The sequence below is a fragment of the Sinanaerobacter sp. ZZT-01 genome, assembly GCF_035621135.1.
Lineage (GTDB): Bacteria > Bacillota > Clostridia > Peptostreptococcales > Anaerovoracaceae > IOR16.
On sequence record NZ_CP141728.1, the window covers coordinates 2121681 to 2142709 of the forward strand.

Sequence of the window (21029 nt, forward strand, 5' to 3'; positions counted from 1 at the left end):
CGATCTGTTTCTCTCTCTTATTTTGTGATAAGATGGAAAGAAAAGAGGTGAATATAATGTATGAAGAAATTATAAAAGAAGCACACGATGCGGTGTGTGAATTGTTAGAAATTGCAAACCTTAAAGAACAGGACATCCTTGTAGTAGGCTGTTCTTCCAGTGAGGTAGGCGGGCATAAGATTGGATCGGATTCCAGTGTGGAAATTGCAAAAGCGGTATTTGACGGGATTTACCCGATTGTAAAAGAAAAAAAGCTATTTTTAGCAACACAGTGCTGTGAACATCTGAATCGAGCTTTGATTGTTGAACGGGAAGCTGCGGAGAAATATAATTTAGAGATTGTAAATGTAATCCCGCAACCAAAAGCAGGAGGAGCTTTTTCTGCCAATGCATATAAGACTTTTTCTGATCCGGTAGCAGTAGAAGAAATGCATTGTGCGAAAGCAGGGATGGATATCGGAAATACCCTGATTGGCATGCATTTGAAAAAGGTTGCAGTTCCGGTAAGGCTCAATGTGAAAAAAATCGGAGAAGCACATTTAGTCTGCGCTCGCACCCGCCTGAAATTTGTAGGTGGAGAGCGTGCACATTACGATGAATCCTTAAAATAAAATTAGAATTTTTAAGAAGAGCAGACACATTTTGTGCCTGCTCTTCTTCATAAAAACCAAAAGGAGAAGGGGAAATGGAATATCAGTTTATATGTTATCCGAAATGCACGACGTGCCTTAAGGCAAAAAAATGGTTGAAGGAAAATGGAATTTCCTATCAGTTTAGGGACATTAAGCTTCAAAATCCGAATCAGTCGGAAATGAGTGCATTTTATAAAATGAGCGGACTGCCTCTGAAAAAATTTTTTAACACAAGCGGAAAATTATATAAAGAGCTTGCGTTAAAGGATAAGCTGCCAAATATGAGTGAAGAAGAACAGTTACAGCTTTTGGCATCCGATGGGATGCTTGTGAAACGGCCTATTTTGCTAGGAAACGAAAAGATATTGATTGGATTTAAAGAAGCAGACTGGACATCCGCTTTAAAAAAATAATTAAATCATATAGAGATGAGTCTTATCATAAAAACCTCCTGCTTGTGTAAGGAACAATGTCAGGAGGTTTTTTTGTGCCAAATAACTGAAGAATTTTACGATGTAGGCGGTGAGTTCTTATAGATTACTATAGATAGAATTATATTCTTCTGTAGATTGCTTGAGAAGAAGGATACTTTCAGATTTGACCATATCGTTTGCATACAGCCCTTTGGCGGAAAATTCGATTGCTTTTTGAGCAAACTGTGCAGATTTTAAATACTGCTCGGCTTCCAGCGTTTTCTTTGCGAGATTCCGATAAGCGTAGGAAAGCAAGGCAGAAAATTCATCGGAAAGCTCTGGCGGAAAAGTGTTTTCCATCTCAATGACTTTTTGATTCTCACCATCTGAAAGATGTCTCTTTGCAGAAGTAAGCTGAGACAGTGCACTTTCGGTTGGACTTGGCATAAGCTCGTTGAGCGGTACTTCGAGGACATCAGAAAGATAGGCTAATGTTTTGATTGATGGTGTTGCACTGCCATTTTCTATTTGACTTAACATATTCCGCGTAATAAAATCACCGACAAGCTCGCTTTGAGTCATTTTTTTAGCAATTCTAGCTTCTTTTATTCTTTTACCTAATTCAATGGAATTCATACTATCACCTTAAATACGTAAATGTAATTTACTTAAATTTTATCAGGTATTATCCGATAAATCAATGTTTTTAATGACTATTATTATTTTCAGGATAGATATTGACAGATATTATAAATGAATATATAATTATGGTAAATTTGATTTACCCCTTAGCACGATTGAAATTTATTTATTATTCATGATATTTATGTTAATATATAAAATAGTTATTTGAAAAAAATATTTTGTATAAGTTTATATAAAGATTGAGTAAGGATCGAGGAGGAAACGATATGGTGGAATGGTGGAATGAACTGGATGAAATACTGAAAATATTATACTGTATTGCAATACCAGCAACTTTAATTATGGTAATACAAACGATTCTTTCCCTAGTGGGAGGATTTGAAGGTGGAGCCGGTGTTGACTTCAGTGATACATCCGGCATTGACTTTAACGGAGGATCCGATATCGGTGATCTTTCAGATGCTTCCGATTTGGGAGGAGATGATTTTTTAGGCGATGGAGGAAATCCAGCGGATTTTTCCATTATGAGTATGTTTACCCTTCAAGGTATTGTAACATTCCTTACGGTAATGGGCTGGACTTCCATTGTAGCCATTGGTGCGGGTACGCCAGCGGCGATCAGTATCATCGTGGGAGTCGCGCTTGGCTTTGTTTCTATGTTCGCCGTGGCAAAGCTGATTCATATTTCAGGAAAATTAACTGAGAACGGTACTTTGAACCTGAATAATGCGATCGGTGAGAATGGAAAAGTGTACATACCGATTCCGGCGGAATCAACCGGAGAAGGGAAAGTGACTCTTTATTTACAAGGAAGATATGCGGAATGCGATGCAATTACATTTGAAAAAGAGCAAATTGCCACAGGGACAATGGTGAGGATTACCGATGTAAGAAACGGTGTCCTTATTGTAGAAATAGATAAATAAGTAAAGGAAAAAGGGAGGAAATTTTATGGGAATTCAAGTTTTAGTCGCAGTATGCATTATTGCAGTAATCTTATTGGCAACCATTATTATTATTTTGTCAAGATATCGGAAATGTCCATCTGATAAGATAATGGTTATTTATGGAAAAGTTGGATCGGATAAGCAAGGCCAGGTAAGAAGTGCAAGGTGCATTCATGGAGGCGCCGCATTTATTATCCCGGTTTTGCAATCTTATCAGTATTTGGATTTGACACCGATTTCAATTAGTGTGGATTTGACACAGGCTCTTTCAAAGCAAAATATCCGTATTGATGTGCCATCCAGATTCACTGTTGGTATTTCGACAGAATCAGGCGTGATGCAAAACGCAGCCGAAAGACTTTTAGGGCTTGGACTGAAAGAAATTCAGGAGCTTGCAAAAGACATTATATTCGGACAGCTTCGTTTGGTTATTGCTACGATGGAAATTGAGGAGATTAATACAGACAGAGATAAATTCCTGCTTGCAGTATCTAACAATGTAGAAATCGAGCTGAAGAAAATCGGTTTAAGACTAATCAACGTAAATGTTACCGATATTAACGATGAATCTGGATATATCGAAGCACTTGGTAAAGAGGCTGCTGCAAAAGCAATCAATGATGCGAAGAAGAGCGTTGCAGAGAAAAATAGAGACGGTGAAATTGGTCAGGCGAATGCACATAGAGACCAGCGTGTCAGCGTGGCTGCAGCGAATGCATCGGCAGTAGACGGTGAAAATACAGCAAAGGTTGAGATTTCGCAGTCAGAAGCAAGACGTAGAGAAAAGGAAGCAGAAGCATTGAAGATTGCTATGGCTGCAGAAGCGGTTCAGGCTGCTAAGGCAAAGCAGGAAGCTTACATCGCGCAACAGGAAGCAGAACATACACGTGCAGAATTAGAAAAAGCAACGCAGACAGCCGACGTTATCGTAGCAGCACAGATTTCAAAAGAACAGGCTGAGATTGCTGCGGAAGCAGAAGCGGAAGTAATGAGACGAAAAGCTCGCGGTGAAGCGGATGCTATCTATGCTAAATTGGAAGCAGAAGCACGAGGTTCCAGAGAAATACTTGCAAAACAGGCAGAAGGTATGAAACTGCTGGTTGACGCAGCCGGAAAAGATGCAGATGCAGCTGTTAAGCTGATTATTGCCGATAAGCTGGAAGAATTGACTAAAATTCAAGTTGAAGCAATTAAGAATATTAAAATTGATAAGATTACTGTTTGGGACAGTAATGGAGGCAGTGAACAGGGGAAAACTTCAACAGCCAACTTTTTATCAGGTTTGCTGAAATCCGTTCCGCCGATGAATGAGTTATTTCATCAGGCAGGTATGGAACTTCCGGAAATTCTAGGTAAAGAGCTGGATGGGATGAAAAAAGCAGAAGATATAATCGAAGATACAGCAGAATATATGGATGAAAAAGGTGAATCTATTCATACAGAAGCTGTAGCTGAAAGAACTGACGCTGAGAGTGGCGAAACAAGATAAAAAAGCTTGACCAGGGGAAGACAAAATAAAGTCATAAGCGGTTAAAATTGGTTCATCAAAATTAAATGGGGTATATAAAAATCTTTCCTCCTGATTGACGTAATTGGATTACGTGATTCAGGAGGTTTTTTATTAGGGTACTTATCTCCTCTAATAAAAAGAGAGAGAATCTGGGGTTAATACTTTTACAGTTTATACAAATAAAGATTTTTTTATCGAGAATTAAAAGAATAGATTTTCCAGAGTTTGAGAAGCTATATAAATAAGAAAACACTTATATAGGAGGATTTGAAATGGAGAGTCAAATGTTTTGCTACCAATGCGAACAGACATTAGGTGGAAAAGGCTGTGTCAAATCGGGTGTCTGCGGAAAAAGTGCTGATGTGGCCAATTTGCAGGATGTTTTGATACATGAACTAAAAGGAATTGGCTATTTTGGACAGAAAAACTTAGAAAAAGGATTAAAAATAAGAAGTGAAATCAATAAATTTGTAGTAGATACCATGTTTTCTACTTTAACAAATGTAAATTTTGATCCAAGCAGATTCTTGGAATATATCAAAAAAGCAGAAGAAATAAAAGAAGAGCTGAAACAAAATGCAGGGAATCTTGAAAATGTACCGGAAGCTGCAAATTATAAAGCTCCAAATACAATTGAAGAGATGGAAGAAGAGCAAAACACGGTTGGCATCATGTCTAATCAGCAGTTAGATATGGATATTCGTTCCTTAAGAGAGCTTTTGATTTACGCCTTTAAAGGAATGGCGGCGTATGCACACCATGCTTATATTTTAGGTAAATTTGATGATGAGGTGAATCATTTTTTCTATAAGGGATTAGCAGGAACGATTGATGACAGTCTGACTGTTGAAGACTTATTAAAGCTTAATATGGAACTGGGAAACACGAATCTTAAATGTATGGAGTTATTGGATTCTGCGGTTACTGACGCTTATGGAAATCCAGAACCGACGGAGGTATTAGTCACATACAAAAAGGGGCCGTTCATTATTGTATCGGGTCACGATTTGAAAGATTTAAAAGAATTACTGGAGCAGACAGAAGGAACAGGGATCAATATTTACACACACTGTGAAATGCTTCCGGCCAATGCGTATCCGGAATTAAAGAGGCACAAACATTTAATCGGAAACTACGGCGGCGCGTGGCAAAAACAGCAAGAAGAATTTGACGGGATTCCTGGATGCATTCTAATGACAACAAACTGTGTACAAAAGCCACGAGATAGTTATAAAGACCGCTTGTTTACAACGAGTATAGTGGGAATGCCAGACTGCCCTCATATTGAAGAACGAGAGGGGAAAAAGGATTTCTCACCCATCATTAATAAAGCATTGGAATTAGGCGGCTGGAAAGAAGACGAACCGGAAAAGAAAATTACAATTGGGTTTGCACATCATGCAATATTAAGTCATGCAAATGAAATTGTGGAAGCAGTAAAAGGTGGAGCGATCAGACATTTCTTCTTAATTGGAGGATGTGATGGAGCAAGGCCTGGCAGAAACTATTATACAGAGTTTGCAGAAAAAACACCGGATGATACGATTATTTTAACCTTGGCTTGCGGAAAATTCCGATTTAATAAGCTTGATCTAGGGACAGTTGCCGGTTTTCCAAAGGTTTTGGATTGCGGACAATGCAGTGATTCTTATTCGGCGATTAAGGTGGCAGTGGCATTAGCGGAAGCCTTTCAATGTGAAGTGAATGAATTGCCCCTTTCTTTGGTTCTATCTTGGTATGAGCAGAAAGCAGTTGGAATTCTTCTTGCACTGCTTGCTCTTGGAATTAAAGATATTCGGCTTGGACCAACACTGCCTGCTTTCTTGTCTCCAAATGTAATGCAGGTGTTGGTTGATCAATTTGGATTGAAACCAATTTCGACTCCGGAGCAAGATTTGAAAGCAATATTGGGAACGGAAAAATAAAATAGTGAAAGAAACAAATAAGGCATTTGCATCGCAAGTGCCTTATTTGTTTTAAAATAGCACGATGCCTTATATATTATATTGTGATCGCTTTAATGTTGGTAAATGAAAGGAAGGTTTATCGTGTTAGAAAAGAGAAGAGGAGTGCTTTTATTTGTTTTTTTTCTATTTATTTTAGCAATATTGCCATTGAATTATTATGAGGCAAATCGAGCATGTATGGTGATGGGCGGTAACTTACATGACCAATTAAAAGAAGGCAATGCGCAGAAAATGCAGAGCAACAAAATAGAGGCAGATGTACGAGAGAATGAGAAATATTTCAGACCTTCTAAACTGCCAATCCTAAATGATAGATATTTTGAGACTTCCTTTATGGATGATTTTTATGGAAAAGAGACATCTGAAATCAAGCTGCCAGAAGAGTTGTTTAAAACACAAGAAGATGCCATTCTTAATTATTTCAGCATCTTACGAGAGGCTGCAAATCCTGAAGAAGGTAAATTGGCAGGGTGCGGTACCATTGGGAATGCAATGCTTCCATATCCAATTGCATATCAATTTTTATCAGCAGATGCTCAGAAAAATTTATCCTATAAAAAATATGTTGAGACCTTTCAAAATATCCTGCACATCAACTTAATTAAAATGAAGGAGGTTCCGACCTATGAGCCATCGAAATATATCCGCTATTTTATAGAGCTTGAAACGATTGAAGGCTCTGAAAAAGAAGCGTCTTATTTTGCTTATTATTATGGTTTTTTAGACTTAATAAAAGAAGGAGAAGCATATAAGATTGCCAACTTCGATTTATTTGGTGAAAATTACTTATGTGCACCTTATCATGGATGGGCTTATGATGCAGAGACTGTTGTAGATATTAAATATGGAGATTGGTGCGGTTTGGTTGCAGATAGACTTTCGACGCAGCAAGACGGCTACGTAAAGAAAATTTATTTTAATGGCACGGATGGGAAGGAATATTTTGTGGAGTTTTATGAATTGACAAATGGAACAGATATTGAAATCGCACAATATATGAAAAAAGATGGAGAATGGAGTTTAATACAGCTCGATCCGGAAAGCTGCATCAGAGATTCTGTAGTCGAGTCCTTAAGATAGGGGAATCTATGCTAAAAAGGGAAATACTGACAAAATATTACCATTATGCTATACTAAATAAAGGAATACACTTTCATTTATGATGAATTGAAATATGTTGTTTACTACTGATCTTATCCTCAGGATAAATTTTAAAATTGATAGGATAAAGGAGCTTTTACATAATGGAAGATAAAAATATTCTTGAGAATATTGAAATCAAACAAAATAGTGCCGTTGCTGCTTTTATTTTAGTTCCTCGGCTGATTGCAGATGCAGTAGCGGAAATGAAGCAACAGAAGGAGCATTTACAGAATCTCGTAAAGGATGCAGAAAAAAAAGATTCACACGCACAATATGAATTGGCATTTTGTTATTACAAAGGAGAGTATGTTAAACAGGATTATAAGAGAGCTTTGTATTGGTTTCGGCGTGCTGCTGAACAAAAACACGCTGTGGCAGCTTATTATTTAGGTATCTGCTATGAAAATGGTTTTGGCGTAGAAAAAGATGATAAGCAGGCAGCAGTGTGGTACCGAGAATCGGCAAAACAAGGTTTTTCGATTGCACAATGCGTATTGGGCTGGTTTTTGGAGCTGGGAAAAGGCGTGGAAATGAATAAGCAAGAGTCCATGCAGCTCTATCGGATGTCAGCCGAACAGGGTTATGCTCCCGCACAATGCAACTTAGGCTTTTTCTATTATCACGGGATAGCTATAGAGGAAGATGAAGCAGAAGCTGTGTATTGGTTTTCAGAAGCGGCGAATCAGAAGTACCCTCGTGCACAGTTTTTATTGGGAGAGTGCTTTGATTATGGCTATCATGTCGAAAAAGATACAGTAAAAGCGATTGAACTTTATCGTCTTGCAGCGGAACAAGATTTTGCGCCGGCTCAAAGCCGACTAGGTTATTTATATCTGCGAGGGGAAGGGGTGGAGCAGAGTTATACGGAGGCTTTTGGATGGCTTTTTCGTGGAGCACAGAAAAGAGAAGCTTCTGCTCAGTGTCTTTTGGGAAAATGCTATGAATTTGGTTATGGAACAGAACCGGACTTACATAATGCACAGGAATTATACCGCTTGTCCGCAGAACAAGATTATGCGCCGGCTCAGTGCAATTTGGGATACTTATATTACAGAGGTATTGGAGTTCAGGAAAACAATGAAGAAGCCATTCGCTGGTTTTCTTCGGCTGCAAAGCGGGGATATGCCCGTGCGGAATTTCTCTTAGCAGAATGCTACAAGTATGGTTATGGCGTAAAAAAGGACTTGAATCAAGCGGTTATCCTTTATCAGAGTGCTGCGGATAAAGGGTTTTTAGGCGCATTCAATATGCTGGGAGGATGTTACCAATATGGCTTTGGCGTAAAACCAGACGGAATAAAGGCGATTGAATTTTATCGTAAGGGTGCAGAACAAGGAGATATGGAGTGTCAGTACAGCCTTGGCCTGTTATTTTATTTGAGTAAGCAGAAAAATAAACAGAAAATAGGGCTAAAATGGCTTGAAAAAGCAGCGAAACAAGAACACGCTGGAGCGCAGTATTTATTAGGCGAATGTTATCAGTTTGGCTGGGGGGTAAAGCCCAATCTGCAAAGAGCAATGGAACTTTATACGTTTTCTGGTGAACAGGGCTACTCACCGGCAATGTGTGATTTAGGGGAGGTTTACTTAAAGGGGACGCTGTGTGAAGAAGATTATGAGTTTTATTGCACCGCTGCTGAGTGGGGGAGTAATGATGCGGAAAGCGCTCTTAAACGGCGCTTTGGATATGTGTCTTCGTTGAAACAAGAGAATGAAAATGGTGAAGATGCAAGCGCAAAAGAGAGTTTGAAGAATAATGAAAATGATGCAAAACTGCTTTTTAATAATGAAGAATATAAAGAATATTGCCGACAGCTTGACTGCTTTAATTGGAACCATGATTTTTCGTTTCCGAGTTCTTTATTAAACGATGCGGGATGCGACCTCTCCCTTGCACTGAATATTTTTTATCTGGCAGATGGATACAGCTATTTGCTGCACCGTTTTTTAGAAGAAGATGCGCCTGGAATGCAGGGGTGGCTGCCATTTATGGAAGAACTGTATAAGCGGATTACAGATAGAAAATTTCCGAATACGGAGAGCCTTTTTCCCGGGGAAAAACACCCTTATAAAATACCGCTTTCTAAAGTACAGCGGTTTCGACTGCACAAGGCGGGTGTGCCGGAGGTGCTTTTAGAGGATATCTTTTAATGAATGATAAGAAAAAGTGGTGCAGCCATTTTTTTTATAATAAAGAAAGAATTTCTTAATAATTCGTTGCTATAATAGGACAGGAAAAAAGGTATATAAGGTCATGAAAACAGGGTGTATTATAGTTTTTATAAGATCATTTGCTGTTGTAGCTGAAATAAGAGGGCAGGAAAATCAATTAAAATGAGTGATTGTAAAATGAAAGAAAATGAACAAAAGGCTGACTATGGAAAAATAAAATTAACCCAATTAATAGGAATATATTTTTTGGCAATAGTATGTGCCGCCTTTTTACGTGTAAAAGGAGGAGAATTTGCAGTATTATTATCAGGCATGGTGTTTTACATCCTTCCTTCTGCATGGATTTTTTGGAAACTGAAAAAAGAGCACATTTCCCTTCGGTTATGGACAGCCAGCATACAGGTAAAAGCGTTGGAAGATACCTTTTTTGTATGGCTTTTATTTATAGGTGTTTCCGCAGCAATTATATTGTTAGAGGCTTTGCTGTTTCAGAATGGTGAAATTGCGTATGCTGAGATAGAGTGGCAGAGAGTTCTTGTTTTGGCGGTGCTTGCTCCAATTGCAGAGGAATTTATTTGCAGGGGAATGATTCTTCAACGATTTTTGAAAAAATACTCTGTAAAAAAAGCAGTATGGTTGTCGGCTCTCTTGTTTTATGCAATTCATTTTAATATACTAAATGTGTTGACCATATTTGTGGGAGTCATGTTTGGCGTATTGATGATAAAGCATTGCAGTCTATATCTGACGATAGCGGTTCATTTTACTTGGAACCTGCTTTTACAGTTCAAGCCATGGATGCTAGAAACACTGCGTACTATGGATAAGAGGATTTGTATTTTGCTGATGCTTTTCTGCGTGCTGGCAGCGATTACGGGATTGGTAAAGTCAATACAGCTCTATCGATACACAACGGAGGAGTACTGTTGATTTTCTAAGAAATTATCTGATTTCTTAGGTGTTCAGGATCGAATCAATGAGCTTTGACAGCTCATACAGGTTCTTAAAGTTAGGAGTGGAATTTTGATTATTAGTGCAAGCAGAAGAACGGACATTCCTGCCTTTTATACAGATTGGTTTTTCAATCGGATAAAAGAAGGATACATACTCGTACGTAATCCGATGAATCCACACCAGATCAGTAAAATCGATGTATCTCCTGACGTAGTTGACTGTATCGTTTTTTGGACCAAAAACCCAATACCGATGTTGAGGAGACTGAAAGAATTGCAAGAGTACCAATATTATTTTCAGTTTACCTTGACGTCTTATGATAAAACAATAGAAAGGTATCTCACGACAAAAAAAGATTTAGTTGCGGCTTTTATCGCATTGTCGAAACAGATTGGGAGGCAGAGAGTCATTTGGCGATATGATCCAATTTTATTAAGTCACTTATATACAAAGGAATATCATTATAAATGGTTCGATAAACTGGCACAAAAACTATCGCCCTATACCGATAAATGTATCATAAGTTTTTTGGATCAATATAAAAATACGGAGAAAAATCTGCATGGGGTGCGGCTTTTTCCGATTACAAAAACGGATATAGAGGAGATGGCGGTTGAGTTCTCCCGCATCGCTTCACAATATGGACTGATTTTGGAAAGCTGTGCGGAACCATTTAACCTTGAAAAATATAATATATTTCCTTCCAGATGCATTGATGATCGACTTCTTTCACAAATTTGGGGAAAGAAGATCCGGATAGAAAAAGATCCAAATCAAAGAAAATCCTGCGGGTGTGTAAAAAGCATTGATATAGGGGCCTATAACACCTGTAAGCATGGATGCCGTTACTGCTATGCTAATTTTAGTGACAGTATAGTGAGAAAAAATATTTCCTTGCACAAAACGGATTCCCCTTTGTTATTCGGCGAATTAGGAGCAGAAGATAGAATAACGGATCGAAAGATGATTTCCTATATAGACAATCAAATGAATTTATCCAACTTTCTAGTATAAGAATGGTTTTACAGAGTAGCCCTTTGTCGAACCGTTCTTTTATTTTCAAAAAGAAGTCCATCGGTTTCGCTTAAGGAAAAAACTTGACAGAAAGCAGGGCAAGAGATAATATCATATAAATCACACTTGTTTAATATGAATAACGATTGTAAGTAGGTTATAAATATAAAAATAAGGTAAGAATATCAAAAAGAAAGGCTTTGATACAATGAGAGGAAAGAAGGAATAAAAATGACGCTTCAGCAAATGAAATATGCCATAGAAATAGCAGATAAAGGCTCTATTAACCTTGCGGCAAAGTCCTTGTTTATTTCACAGCCGAGCTTATCGGGGACGATTAAAGAATTAGAGGATGAAATCGGTATTGAAATTTTTATGCGCACAAATCGAGGCATTACGATTACGCCGGAGGGGAGTGAATTTTTAGGTTATGCCAGACAGGTAGTAGAGCAATACAAATTGATGGAAGAGCAGTATATTGAAAAGAAAGTCAGGAAAAAGTATTTCAGCGTTTCAACACAGCACTATTCCTTTGCGGTAAAAGCATTTGTAGAGATGGTGAAGCAGTTTGACATGGATGAATACGAATTTGCGGTACATGAAACCAAAACATACGATGTAATTGATGACGTAAAAAATTTTAAAAGTGACCTAGGGATTCTCTATTTAGATGCTTTTAATGAAAAGGTATTAAGAAAGTTGTTTCATGAAAATTCATTAGAGTTTGTCGAGCTGTTTTCATGCAGCACGTATGTATATATATGGAAAGGGCATCCCCTTGCGGGAAGAGAAGTGATTCGTATAGAGCAACTGCAAGAATATCCTTGCCTATCTTTTGAGCAGGGAAATAATAATTCCTTTTATTTTGCAGAGGAAGTATTAAGTACTTATGAATATAAACGAATTATTAAGGCCAATGACAGAGCAACGATGCTAAACTTAATGGTTGGATTAAACGGATATACCTTGTGCTCAGGAATCATCTGTGAGGAACTGAACGGCAGCAATTATCAGGCAGTTAAGCTGGATTCCGATGAAGTGATGCATATTGGATATATCAAGCATAAACGTCTTCCTTTGAGCGTGGAAGCCAAAAAATATTTGGAAGAGTTGGTTAAGTATCAAGAGTTGATATTATAAAAAAGCTTAAAATAGGAGATGAATTTATCAGCAGATACACAGGAAGAAGTGCATCTGCTTTTTTTTTTGTCAGGGAGTCTTTATATCTCTACTGTCTAATCCGCTTTTTTGGCAACACAGAACAGTTCATAGCTCCTGTTGGTATTTCTCAGCCACGCCAAGAAGGAATATTCATCATTAACTCCTGTAATTGCTGTGGATGAAAGTATTTTTTTATATAGCGACCAGTCTGTTTTAAGCCTACCCGGACCTTCCCAAAGAAATATCTTTTCTGGGACAAGCCCCGACTTTGATAAGAGAATTGGTAAGTTTTTTGTAGAATAATGGAAAAGGTGATCTCGTTCAGTATAAAGAGGAGAAGCGTTTCTCATCACTAGATTATAGAGACAATCCTGATTGGGAATAGAAAAAAAGATTTTTCCGTTCTCCTTTAAAATAGATGAAGCTTCAGTTAAAAACACTATTGGGTTTGCTATATGTTCCAGTACGTGCCAGAATGCGATATTGTCGAACCTCTTTTTGTTGTCGAATAGAGAAACATCCCACATGGAGTGGATGAAATCCAGCTGATATTTACTCTTGGCAAAAGCACAGGACTCTTTGGATGGTTCCATTCCTGTAACCTGTTTTCCCGTCAGCTGCATCAGATGTAGAAATTCACCGGTTCCACAGCCGATTTCAAGCAAGCTGTCGCCGGGATTACTGTAACTGTTTACAAAATGAGAGGAAAACAGATAATGATTGTACAAATCTTCCACACCTGTCTGCTCCTTCATCTTCGTCCAATTTTCATCATATATCACATCAATCATATCGTTGCCGTCCAGTAAATCAATTTTACTCTGAAAAACAAGATTGCAGTCCAAACATTTTACCAGTTCAAATCCATTCATAACATACAGCTGTTCTATGGTGCTGCCCCCGCAAATCGGACACTTCATTTTTACCCTCCCAATTAATCATAAAAATATGCTTTTACAGTATATGAGAACAATTTTATAAAAGATACTGGATAATACGATAAGTTAAAACTAGTTTATAAGTTCAACCTATAACAAGCTGTATGTTATAGGTATTAACACTGTGATAAATGCTTGGGGTATAATAAAAATCACGAAAAGCATAGAACATGCTGTTTAGAGACAATGAAGTTTAGCAGGAAGTTTTTTATATAAAAGATAGAGCAGAAAGGAGGAAGGCCATTGATTACGTTTCAGAATGTAAGTAAAACTTTTTACATCGGAGAGAAAAAAGTCGAAGCAGTAAAGGATGTAAATTTAACAATAGAGAAAGGCAGAATATGCGGGATAATCGGCTTTTCGGGAGCCGGGAAATCCACACTGGTGCGGTGTATCAATTTGCTGGAAAAACCAACAGCAGGAGAGGTATTTTTAGGAAAAACGGAATTAACCGCATTGACAGAAAGACAGTTGCGAAAAGAGCGAAAGAAAATAGGCATGATTTTTCAGCAGTTTCAGCTGTTTTCATCAAGGACAGTTCGTCAGAATGTTGCGTACCCTCTGAAATATCAGGGAATGACGCAAAAGGAGATAAACAAAAAAGTAGATTCCCTTCTTAAGCTTGTCGGATTAGAGGAGAAAGCCTCGATGTATCCTGCAGAGCTTTCCGGAGGGCAGAAGCAACGGGTGGCCATTGCAAGAGCACTTGCAAATGACCCGGAGATTCTTTTAAGCGATGAATCGACGAGTGCGCTGGACCCGCAGACGACAAAGTCGATTTTGAAGCTTTTAAAAAAGTTGAATGAGAGTCTTGGTATCACGATTGTTGTCATTACACACGAGATGGAGGTCGTAAAAGAAATCTGCGATAAAGTCGTTGTGATGGAAAATGGTGAAATTGTGGAAGAGGGAGATGTGTTTCAGATCTTCTCCAATCCGCAAAAACCGATCACAAAGGAATTTGTGGCAAGTACATCCAACCTGACAAAAATCGAAGAGCTGACCGAAAACAATGCTTTTATCAAAAAGTTGGGCAAGGATGAATGCATCTTGAAATTCAAATATTTACAGAGAAATACATCAGAAGCACTGGTATCACAGATTTCAAGGCAGTTCCAGCTTGATGTGAACATTATTTTCGGAAACGTCGAATTGATTGGAGACACACCGATCGGAGGCTTGGTTTCCATAGTAAAAGGAAAAGAAGAAGATATTGATGCAGCAATTCACTATTTAAAAGAAAAAAACGTAGGAGTGGAGGTGATTTTAGATGCAAGAGCTTCTTAACACATACTTTCCAAATGTAATGGCGAAGCTTCCTATCTTTTATAGAAGCATCGCAGAAACGATGCAGATGCTTCTTCAATCAGGATGGATGTCCTTTGTCATTGGACTCTTTTTAGGAATTCTGCTCACCGTGACGCAGAAGGGTGGGATTTTGCAGAATAAGGTGGTATTTCAGGTTCTTGATAAAGCCATTAACTTTTTTCGCTCCATTCCCTTTGTCATTTTACTGGCAGCCTTGATTCCTTTTACAAGATTGATTTCCGGTACGGCAATCGGGGTAGAGGGAGCGATTCTACCGCTCGTCTTTGGAACGGTTCCGTTTTTCGCAAGACAGATTGAATCGGTGCTTGCCGAATTGAGTCCCGGCTTGTTAGAAGCAGCAAAATCTATGGGAAACGGACCGATGCGCATTATTTTAAGCGTTTATTTAAAAGAAAGTATTCCCGGAATTGTCCGGGCGACCACCATCACAGCAATTAGCTTGATTGGGCTGACCGCGATGGCAGGAGCAATCGGAGCCGGCGGACTCGGGGATTTCGCAATTCGTTTCGGTTACCAGAGAAAACAGGCGGATGTTACGTATGCTACGGTCTTGGTACTGGTGCTTCTTGTCAGCGTAATCCAGATTGTAGGAAACCTGATTGCAAAGAAAAACACACACGAATGAGGAGGGCATTTTATGAGTCTGAGAACACGAAAAGTAGTAATTATAGGGGCCGGTCATGTAGGGTCACATGCAGGCTATGCGTTAGCGGCACAGGGACTTGCAGAGGAAATTGTATATATCGACGTAGATCAGAAAAAAGCAGAAGCACAGGCACTTGATATTGCTGATTCCGCCGTGTATCTTCCGCACCGTGTAGTCGTCACGGCAGGGACGTATGAAGACGCTTCCGATGCAGATTTATTGATTGTGGCGGCAGGGCCGCTTCCGGATATGAGTAAAGGGCAGACGAGAATGGACACCTTGAGACAGACGGTAGAAGTAGTAAAGGACATCGTCGAGAACATAAAAAAGTCCGGTTTTCACGGCATCCTAGTGAGCATATCCAATCCGGCAGATGTCATTGCACATTATATTCAAACAAAGCTGGAGTACCCGAAGGAAAAAGTACTTTCTACCAGTACTGTACTGGATTCTGCAAGGCTTCGAAGAGCAATTTCTCAGGAAATAGGCGTGGATCCGAAATCCATTTATGCGTATGCGCTCGGAGAACATGGAGAAAGCCAAATGGTTGCATGGTCTACGGTAATGATTGCCGGAAAACCGATTTTGGAGCTGATAAAGCAAAAGCCTGAGAAGTATGGTAATTTGAATTTACAGGAGCTGGCGGAAAAAGGAAGAGCTGCAGGGTGGCACATTCTTGGGGGAAAAGGCTCAACCGAATTTGGAATCGGGACCGCGGCGGCAGAGGTTACAAGGGCGATTTTCTCTGATGAAAAGAGGATCCTTCCCGTTTCGGTCTTTCTAGATGGAGAATACGGGCAGAGAGGTGTGTATGCATCTGTTCCGGCGGTGGTCGGAAATAAAGGAATAGAAGAAATTATAGAGCTTAATATGACGGAAGAAGAAAAACAAAGGTTTCACTTATCTTGTGAAATCATGCGAGAAAATTATCAGCTTGCATGCAATCTATAAACAAACATTTAAAGGAGGATAGGACAATGACAAAAAGGAGAATCGCATTACTTATTTTAGTGGGGGTGCTGGCGTTATCATTTGCCGGCTGCGGAAATAAAGAGGGAAAGAGTGAAGAAAATGAAGAAACCATCGTAAAGGTAGGCGTAGTGGGAGAATCCAACGAGATGTGGGAGCCGGTCATTGCAGAATTAGAAAAGGAAGGGATCAAAATAGAACTTGTAAGCTTTACGGACTATCCGATTCCGAATAGTGCACTTGACACCGGAGACATTGATCTGAATGCATTTCAGCACTATGCGTATCTGAACGAAGAGATTAAGAACAATGGTTATAAAATTACTGCAATCGGAGATACCTTTATTTCCGCAATGAATATTTACTCCGATTCGATTTCTGACGTAAAGGAAATTAAAGAAGGTTCAAAAATTGCCGTGCCAAACGATGCGACGAATGAAGGCAGAGCATTAAAGGTATTGGAAGCGGCTGGATTGATCCAGCTGGATCAGAGTGCAGGAGACAGTCCTGAAGTATCTGATATTACAGAAAATCCGTTGAAGCTGGAGTTGGTAGAAGTGGATGCTGCAAATGTGTATTCTCTGCTCCCGGACGTTGCTGCAGGCGTAATTAATTGCAACTATGCACTGGACAGTGGTTTGAACCCGGGAGAGGATGCAATTTTCTCCGATAATGTAGCGTTTTACTCCGGCAAGGACTATGTAAACTTAATTGCCGCAAGAACAGAAGATGCAGAAAATGAAATTTATCAAAAAATTGTAAAAGCATACCAGTCCGAAGCAGTAAAAGAAGTTTTTGCAACAACTTTCAAGGGCGCTTATATCGCAGCATGGGAGGAATAGTATGAGTTTGAACTTAAGTAAAGAAGAATACAAGAAGGCAGAAGAATACAGAGCGTGGATTGAAACAAGGCTGCCCATCGGAAAAGAGCTTCTCTACCTGACGCAAGAGGACGTTCGGAGCATTCCGATCAGCCCGGAAGAAATATTGGAGCTTACGGAAAAATCTCTGGCAGCTTACAGCCGAAAAAATGCAGATATGCCTGCGAAGATAGGGATTCACCCGCTTCCCGGAACTTTTTATCACGCGATGCCTGCCTATGCACCGGAAGCGTTCGCAGCGGGAATCAAATGGGGCTCCTGTTATCCTGAAAATCAGAAAAAATACGGATACCCACAGGCGGAAGGTCTCATTCTTTTCAATGACCATTTATCCGGTATCCCAATTGCTATTTTAGACTGTATCTATGTAACGGAAATCCGTACCGCGGCGGTTACGTATGCGTCCATTAAAAAGCTTGCATCGAGTGATGCAAAGACCTTCGGTATGATTGGGTGCGGAGTGGAAGGCAGACAGCACGTTAAAAACATCGAAAAAGTGCTTCCTTCCTTGAAAGAGATCTATGTTTATGATATTTCGAAAGATGCAGAGAATTGTCTGATACAGGAATTACAGGGTGAGGTAGGTGCCGTAATCAAAAAAGCGGATTCACTTGAGACACTGGTAAGAAATTCAGAAGTCATTGCTTCGGCGACCATTATCACAGAACAACCGGAGCCAAAGATAAAAGATGAATGGATTACAAGCGGAAAAACAATCCTATTATGCGACTGCCATTCTCTCTATGAAGATAAAACAGTGAAAAGAGCAGATAAATATTTGGTGGATAGTATTGAGCAGCATGAGCTGTTAAAAGGATATGGCTATTATCCGTATGGACTCCCTGAAATTTACGCCGAAACCGGAGAGGTTGTCGGAGGCGAAAAACAAGGCAGAGTAACAAAAGATGAGCTGATTGTATGCAACAATGTCGGAATGGCCATCGAAGATATGTATGTAGTAAGAGATTTATTTGATAAAGCATTAGAAAATGGGATAGGAAGAAAGCTTCCTTTATAAGAAATAAGGTGAAACAATATGCAGGAATTAAGTAAGCGTACAGCATCCTTTACGGAATCCATTATTCGAAAGATGACAAGGATTTCAGATCAATACGGAGCAGTGAATCTTTCTCAGGGTTTTCCGGATTTTGACCCTCCGAAAGAAATTCTCACGAGCTTAAAAGAAGCATCGATGAAAGGACCGCATCAGTATGCTGTCACATGGGGGGCACAAAATTTTAGAGAAGCACTGGCTCACAAGCAGGAACACTTTTCAGGGATGAAAATTGACCCGAATACCGAAATTACCGTTACCTGCGGAAGTACAGAAGCAATGATGGCCGCAATGATGGCGATTACAAATCCGGGAGATCAGGTGATTGTATTTTCACCGTTTTATGAAAACTACGGGGCAGATGCCATTCTCTGCGGGGCTGAGCCCTTGTATGTTCCGCTTGTACCCCCTGCATTTCACTTTGATGGTGATGTATTGGAAGCGGCCTTCAAAAAAGGAGCAAAGGCGTTGATTTTATGCAATCCTTCCAATCCATGCGGAAAGGTTTTCACTCGTGAAGAACTGAAACTCATTTCTGCGCTTGCGATAAAATATGATGCATATGTTATTACGGATGAGGTGTATGAGCATATTTTATACGAGCCGTATGAGCACCTTTATCTAGCGTCTTTTCCGGGAATGCGGGAACGCACAATCACCTGCAGCTCCCTGTCAAAGACATATTCCATCACCGGGTGGCGTCTCGGGTATGTCATTGCAGAGGAAAGAATCATAGACCGTATCAAAAAAGTACATGATTTTCTGACAGTGGGCGCAGCAGCGCCTCTGATGGAAGCGGCTGTTACCGGATTGCTGTTTGACGATAAATATTATAAGGAGCTGCAAAGGCATTATACCCATATGCGGGATTTGTTTTTAAAAGGGCTTGATGAGATTGGACTTCCCTATATCAAACCGCAGGGAGCGTACTATGTTTTAACCGACATCAGTGAATTTGGGTGTAAAAATGATGTCGCTTTCTGTGAGTGGCTTGCAAAAGAGGTAAAAGTTGCGGCAGTACCCGGCTCTGCCTTTTTTAAAGAACAAACCCACTCCTTTATTCGTTTTCACTTTGCAAAGAAGGATGAGACCTTACAGCTTGCACTGCAAAATCTTTCAGAGATATATAAAAAAGCGGACAGACGATGATTTTCACTTTCAGCTTTCTCACCAGGAAATTGATTTCTATGTACAAGAGCATTAAAACGATTGAAGAGAGCTTGATTAAAATAGAAGGTGATAAGTAAAAATAATATATAAGGTTAAAAGCTATAAAAACAGAGCATTGCGTTAAGATGCTCTGTTTTTTTTATAATTTCATTGGACGGGTGGTCCGGATTCGAGGGATTACGCTGATGCACATTGTTAATATGCGATTCAAAGCCGGTTGCTTATAAGCTTATCCTATAGCAAATTGCATGTTATAGGTATTAACACTGTGGGAAATGTCTGCGGTATAATAAAATCACAGAAAGCACTGCGGAAATAAGTAATGCTAAAAAGTGGTAATAGATTTATAAAAAATATAAATTTATTATGCTGATGAGGTTAAAAAATGTATCTAAAATCAAAATAGATTAAAATTGCACATTTAAATATAAAAACATGATTTCGGTTTCTTTATATTGTAATTCTAAATTTAAAGTGATAAGATTTGATTATAGAAATTTCTAAATAAATAATTGATTAATCAAAGGGCACTACCTATAAAGAGTCAAAAGGAGGATATGCCAAATGTTATTCAATTAAGACCTACATATATGGATTTAAACAATAATTTTTCTCTTTTCTCAAATATTGTTGCTACTAAATCTTCTTCAGTTGCAACGTTAAAGCAGCAAATTGATGTTGTGAACGGTTTAGTAGTAGAGCATAGTGTAACTGGAAAATATGACAATAAAAATGGAAAAAATATTGGAAAAGTATATCAAGTGCTACCGTAAAGGAAAATTCCCATGAAGAATTTTCAAGATTAGATTCTGTGTAGAAATCAGTCGGAGAAATTTCAAAAGATCAATCTATGATTGAACATAAATATGAATATACGATACAACATTATATTATAATTCCAATACCTGTAGTGGAAAAAATTGTAAAGATAAAATCAGATAAGCAAAGCGTAAAAGGTTCCGCGTACTTTTATGCGAAAAATATTTAGGAAATTTTGAGGGATAATATATGCAAGAAATAATTGCCTTGTCTATAAAAATCATTCTTTTTATCTCGGTGGTTCCGATTGTAAGTTTTCTTATCAGGAAATGTATTTTTATGTACAAGAAATGCATTTCTATGTACAAGAGCATTAAAGTGATTGAAGAAAGTTTAGGTGAAAAAAGAAACGACAAAGAGAAACAATAGATTAGCTTGAAAGCCATAAAATCAGAGTTGTGTTAAGGAACTCTGATTTTTTTATAATTTCATTGAACGTGTGGTGCGGATTCATATTGTTCATATGGTATTCAAAGCCTGTTGCTTATAAGCTTATCCTATAGCAAATTGCATGTTATAGGTATTAACACTGTGGGAAATGTCTGCGGTATAATAAAATCACAGAAAGCACAGAATGTGTAATCTTGAAACATGATTGTAAAAAGAAATAAAAGCTGTAATTCAATTGAAGAGAAACGAATGTGATATCAATATGTAAACATAAAA

At 38.8% G+C, this 21029-nt stretch carries 19 protein-coding genes; 17 read left to right on the plus strand and 2 right to left on the minus strand.

All coding sequences use genetic code 11. The features are described from left to right. The first annotated feature begins 56 nt into the window (after positions 1–56). Positions 57–611 carry a TIGR01440 family protein gene (locus U5921_RS10155; protein WP_324823001.1) on the plus strand — a complete coding sequence of 185 codons (555 nt, stop codon included), beginning with the start codon at positions 57–59 and terminating at the stop codon, positions 609–611. Between the two features lie 74 nt (positions 612–685). Next, positions 686–1045 (plus strand): arsenate reductase family protein, encoded by a 360-nt coding sequence (locus tag U5921_RS10160; RefSeq protein ID WP_324823003.1) that lies wholly within the window; start codon positions 686–688, stop codon positions 1043–1045. A gap of 117 nt (positions 1046–1162) precedes the next feature. On the opposite strand, the gene U5921_RS10165 is transcribed toward U5921_RS10160, so the two are convergent. Continuing rightward, a complete protein-coding gene (locus U5921_RS10165; RefSeq protein WP_324823005.1) occupies positions 1163–1681 on the minus strand; it encodes a helix-turn-helix transcriptional regulator in 519 nt (172 codons plus the stop codon). Positions 1682–1956: 275 nt separating this feature from the next. Between U5921_RS10165 and U5921_RS10170 the strand changes: the two genes are divergently transcribed. From U5921_RS10170 to U5921_RS10205, 8 genes are all read left to right on the plus strand, one after another. After that, positions 1957–2616, plus strand: a complete 660-nt coding sequence (locus tag U5921_RS10170; protein ID WP_324823007.1) for an NfeD-like protein — start codon at positions 1957–1959, stop codon at positions 2614–2616. 25 nt (positions 2617–2641) lie between these two features. Then, positions 2642–4126, plus strand: coding sequence for a flotillin family protein (locus U5921_RS10175; protein ID WP_324823009.1), 1485 nt, complete (start codon positions 2642–2644; stop codon positions 4124–4126). Positions 4127–4419: 293 nt separating this feature from the next. Continuing rightward, positions 4420–6072, plus strand: coding sequence for a hydroxylamine reductase (hcp, locus tag U5921_RS10180; RefSeq protein WP_324823011.1), 1653 nt, complete (start codon positions 4420–4422; stop codon positions 6070–6072). Between the two features lie 123 nt (positions 6073–6195). After that, the gene (locus tag U5921_RS10185) at positions 6196–7194 is read left to right on the plus strand and encodes a hypothetical protein (RefSeq protein ID WP_324823013.1); all 999 of its coding nucleotides are present in this window, start codon (positions 6196–6198) and stop codon (positions 7192–7194) included. A gap of 164 nt (positions 7195–7358) precedes the next feature. Continuing rightward, positions 7359–9407, plus strand: coding sequence for a hypothetical protein (locus U5921_RS10190; protein ID WP_324823015.1), 2049 nt, complete (start codon positions 7359–7361; stop codon positions 9405–9407). Positions 9408–9590: 183 nt separating this feature from the next. Beyond that, entirely contained in the window at positions 9591–10358 is a 768-nt protein-coding gene (locus U5921_RS10195) for a CPBP family intramembrane glutamic endopeptidase (protein ID WP_324823017.1), read from the plus strand. 93 nt (positions 10359–10451) lie between these two features. Beyond that, positions 10452–11396, plus strand: a complete 945-nt coding sequence (locus tag U5921_RS10200) for a DUF1848 domain-containing protein (protein WP_324823019.1) — start codon at positions 10452–10454, stop codon at positions 11394–11396. 231 nt (positions 11397–11627) lie between these two features. Beyond that, a complete protein-coding gene (locus U5921_RS10205; RefSeq protein WP_324823021.1) occupies positions 11628–12536 on the plus strand; it encodes a LysR family transcriptional regulator in 909 nt (302 codons plus the stop codon). 95 nt (positions 12537–12631) lie between these two features. Here the strand turns inward: U5921_RS10205 and U5921_RS10210 are convergent, their stop codons facing one another. Continuing rightward, positions 12632–13477, minus strand: a complete 846-nt coding sequence (locus tag U5921_RS10210; protein ID WP_324823023.1) for a class I SAM-dependent methyltransferase — start codon at positions 13475–13477, stop codon at positions 12632–12634. A 261-nt stretch (positions 13478–13738) separates the two neighbouring features. Between U5921_RS10210 and U5921_RS10215 the strand changes: the two genes are divergently transcribed. The 7 genes from U5921_RS10215 to U5921_RS10245 all read left to right on the plus strand — a co-directional run bounded on the left by U5921_RS10215 (position 13739) and on the right by U5921_RS10245 (position 20317). Continuing rightward, a complete protein-coding gene (locus U5921_RS10215) occupies positions 13739–14782 on the plus strand; it encodes a methionine ABC transporter ATP-binding protein (RefSeq protein ID WP_324823025.1) in 1044 nt (347 codons plus the stop codon). After that, positions 14766–15449, plus strand: coding sequence for a methionine ABC transporter permease (locus tag U5921_RS10220; RefSeq protein ID WP_324823027.1), 684 nt, complete (start codon positions 14766–14768; stop codon positions 15447–15449). The genes U5921_RS10215 and U5921_RS10220 overlap by 17 nt, the downstream gene beginning before the upstream one ends. Positions 15450–15461: 12 nt before the next feature. Beyond that, positions 15462–16421, plus strand: coding sequence for an L-lactate dehydrogenase (locus tag U5921_RS10225; protein WP_324823029.1), 960 nt, complete (start codon positions 15462–15464; stop codon positions 16419–16421). A gap of 26 nt (positions 16422–16447) precedes the next feature. Continuing rightward, positions 16448–17281 (plus strand): MetQ/NlpA family ABC transporter substrate-binding protein, encoded by an 834-nt coding sequence (locus U5921_RS10230; RefSeq protein ID WP_324823031.1) that lies wholly within the window; start codon positions 16448–16450, stop codon positions 17279–17281. A gap of 1 nt (position 17282) precedes the next feature. Further along, on the plus strand, positions 17283–18338 hold the full coding sequence (locus U5921_RS10235; RefSeq protein ID WP_324823033.1) for an ornithine cyclodeaminase family protein: 1056 nt from the start codon (positions 17283–17285) through the stop codon (positions 18336–18338). Between the two features lie 18 nt (positions 18339–18356). Continuing rightward, on the plus strand, positions 18357–19523 hold the full coding sequence (locus U5921_RS10240) for a pyridoxal phosphate-dependent aminotransferase (RefSeq protein ID WP_324823036.1): 1167 nt from the start codon (positions 18357–18359) through the stop codon (positions 19521–19523). 578 nt (positions 19524–20101) lie between these two features. Continuing rightward, the gene (locus U5921_RS10245) at positions 20102–20317 is read left to right on the plus strand and encodes a hypothetical protein (protein WP_324823038.1); all 216 of its coding nucleotides are present in this window, start codon (positions 20102–20104) and stop codon (positions 20315–20317) included. Positions 20318–21029: the final 712 nt, after the last annotated feature.

What these genes read in the sequence shown, in the direction of transcription:
- U5921_RS10155 (WP_324823001.1), top strand. Translation starts at nt 57, where the DNA reads ATGTATGAAGAAATTATAAAAGAAGCACACGATGCGGTGTGTGAATTG.
- U5921_RS10160 (WP_324823003.1), top strand. Translation starts at nt 686, where the DNA reads ATGGAATATCAGTTTATATGTTATCCGAAATGCACGACGTGCCTTAAG.
- U5921_RS10165 (WP_324823005.1), bottom strand. Translation starts at nt 1,681, where the DNA reads ATGAATTCCATTGAATTAGGTAAAAGAATAAAAGAAGCTAGAATTGCT.
- U5921_RS10170 (WP_324823007.1), top strand. Translation starts at nt 1,957, where the DNA reads ATGGTGGAATGGTGGAATGAACTGGATGAAATACTGAAAATATTATAC.
- U5921_RS10175 (WP_324823009.1), top strand. Translation starts at nt 2,642, where the DNA reads ATGGGAATTCAAGTTTTAGTCGCAGTATGCATTATTGCAGTAATCTTA.
- hcp (WP_324823011.1), top strand. Translation starts at nt 4,420, where the DNA reads ATGGAGAGTCAAATGTTTTGCTACCAATGCGAACAGACATTAGGTGGA.
- U5921_RS10190 (WP_324823015.1), top strand. Translation starts at nt 7,359, where the DNA reads ATGGAAGATAAAAATATTCTTGAGAATATTGAAATCAAACAAAATAGT.
- U5921_RS10195 (WP_324823017.1), top strand. Translation starts at nt 9,591, where the DNA reads ATGAGTGATTGTAAAATGAAAGAAAATGAACAAAAGGCTGACTATGGA.
- U5921_RS10205 (WP_324823021.1), top strand. Translation starts at nt 11,628, where the DNA reads ATGACGCTTCAGCAAATGAAATATGCCATAGAAATAGCAGATAAAGGC.
- U5921_RS10210 (WP_324823023.1), bottom strand. Translation starts at nt 13,477, where the DNA reads ATGAAGTGTCCGATTTGCGGGGGCAGCACCATAGAACAGCTGTATGTT.
- U5921_RS10220 (WP_324823027.1), top strand. Translation starts at nt 14,766, where the DNA reads ATGCAAGAGCTTCTTAACACATACTTTCCAAATGTAATGGCGAAGCTT.
- U5921_RS10225 (WP_324823029.1), top strand. Translation starts at nt 15,462, where the DNA reads ATGAGTCTGAGAACACGAAAAGTAGTAATTATAGGGGCCGGTCATGTA.
- U5921_RS10230 (WP_324823031.1), top strand. Translation starts at nt 16,448, where the DNA reads ATGACAAAAAGGAGAATCGCATTACTTATTTTAGTGGGGGTGCTGGCG.
- U5921_RS10235 (WP_324823033.1), top strand. Translation starts at nt 17,283, where the DNA reads ATGAGTTTGAACTTAAGTAAAGAAGAATACAAGAAGGCAGAAGAATAC.
- U5921_RS10240 (WP_324823036.1), top strand. Translation starts at nt 18,357, where the DNA reads ATGCAGGAATTAAGTAAGCGTACAGCATCCTTTACGGAATCCATTATT.
- U5921_RS10245 (WP_324823038.1), top strand. Translation starts at nt 20,102, where the DNA reads ATGCCAAATGTTATTCAATTAAGACCTACATATATGGATTTAAACAAT.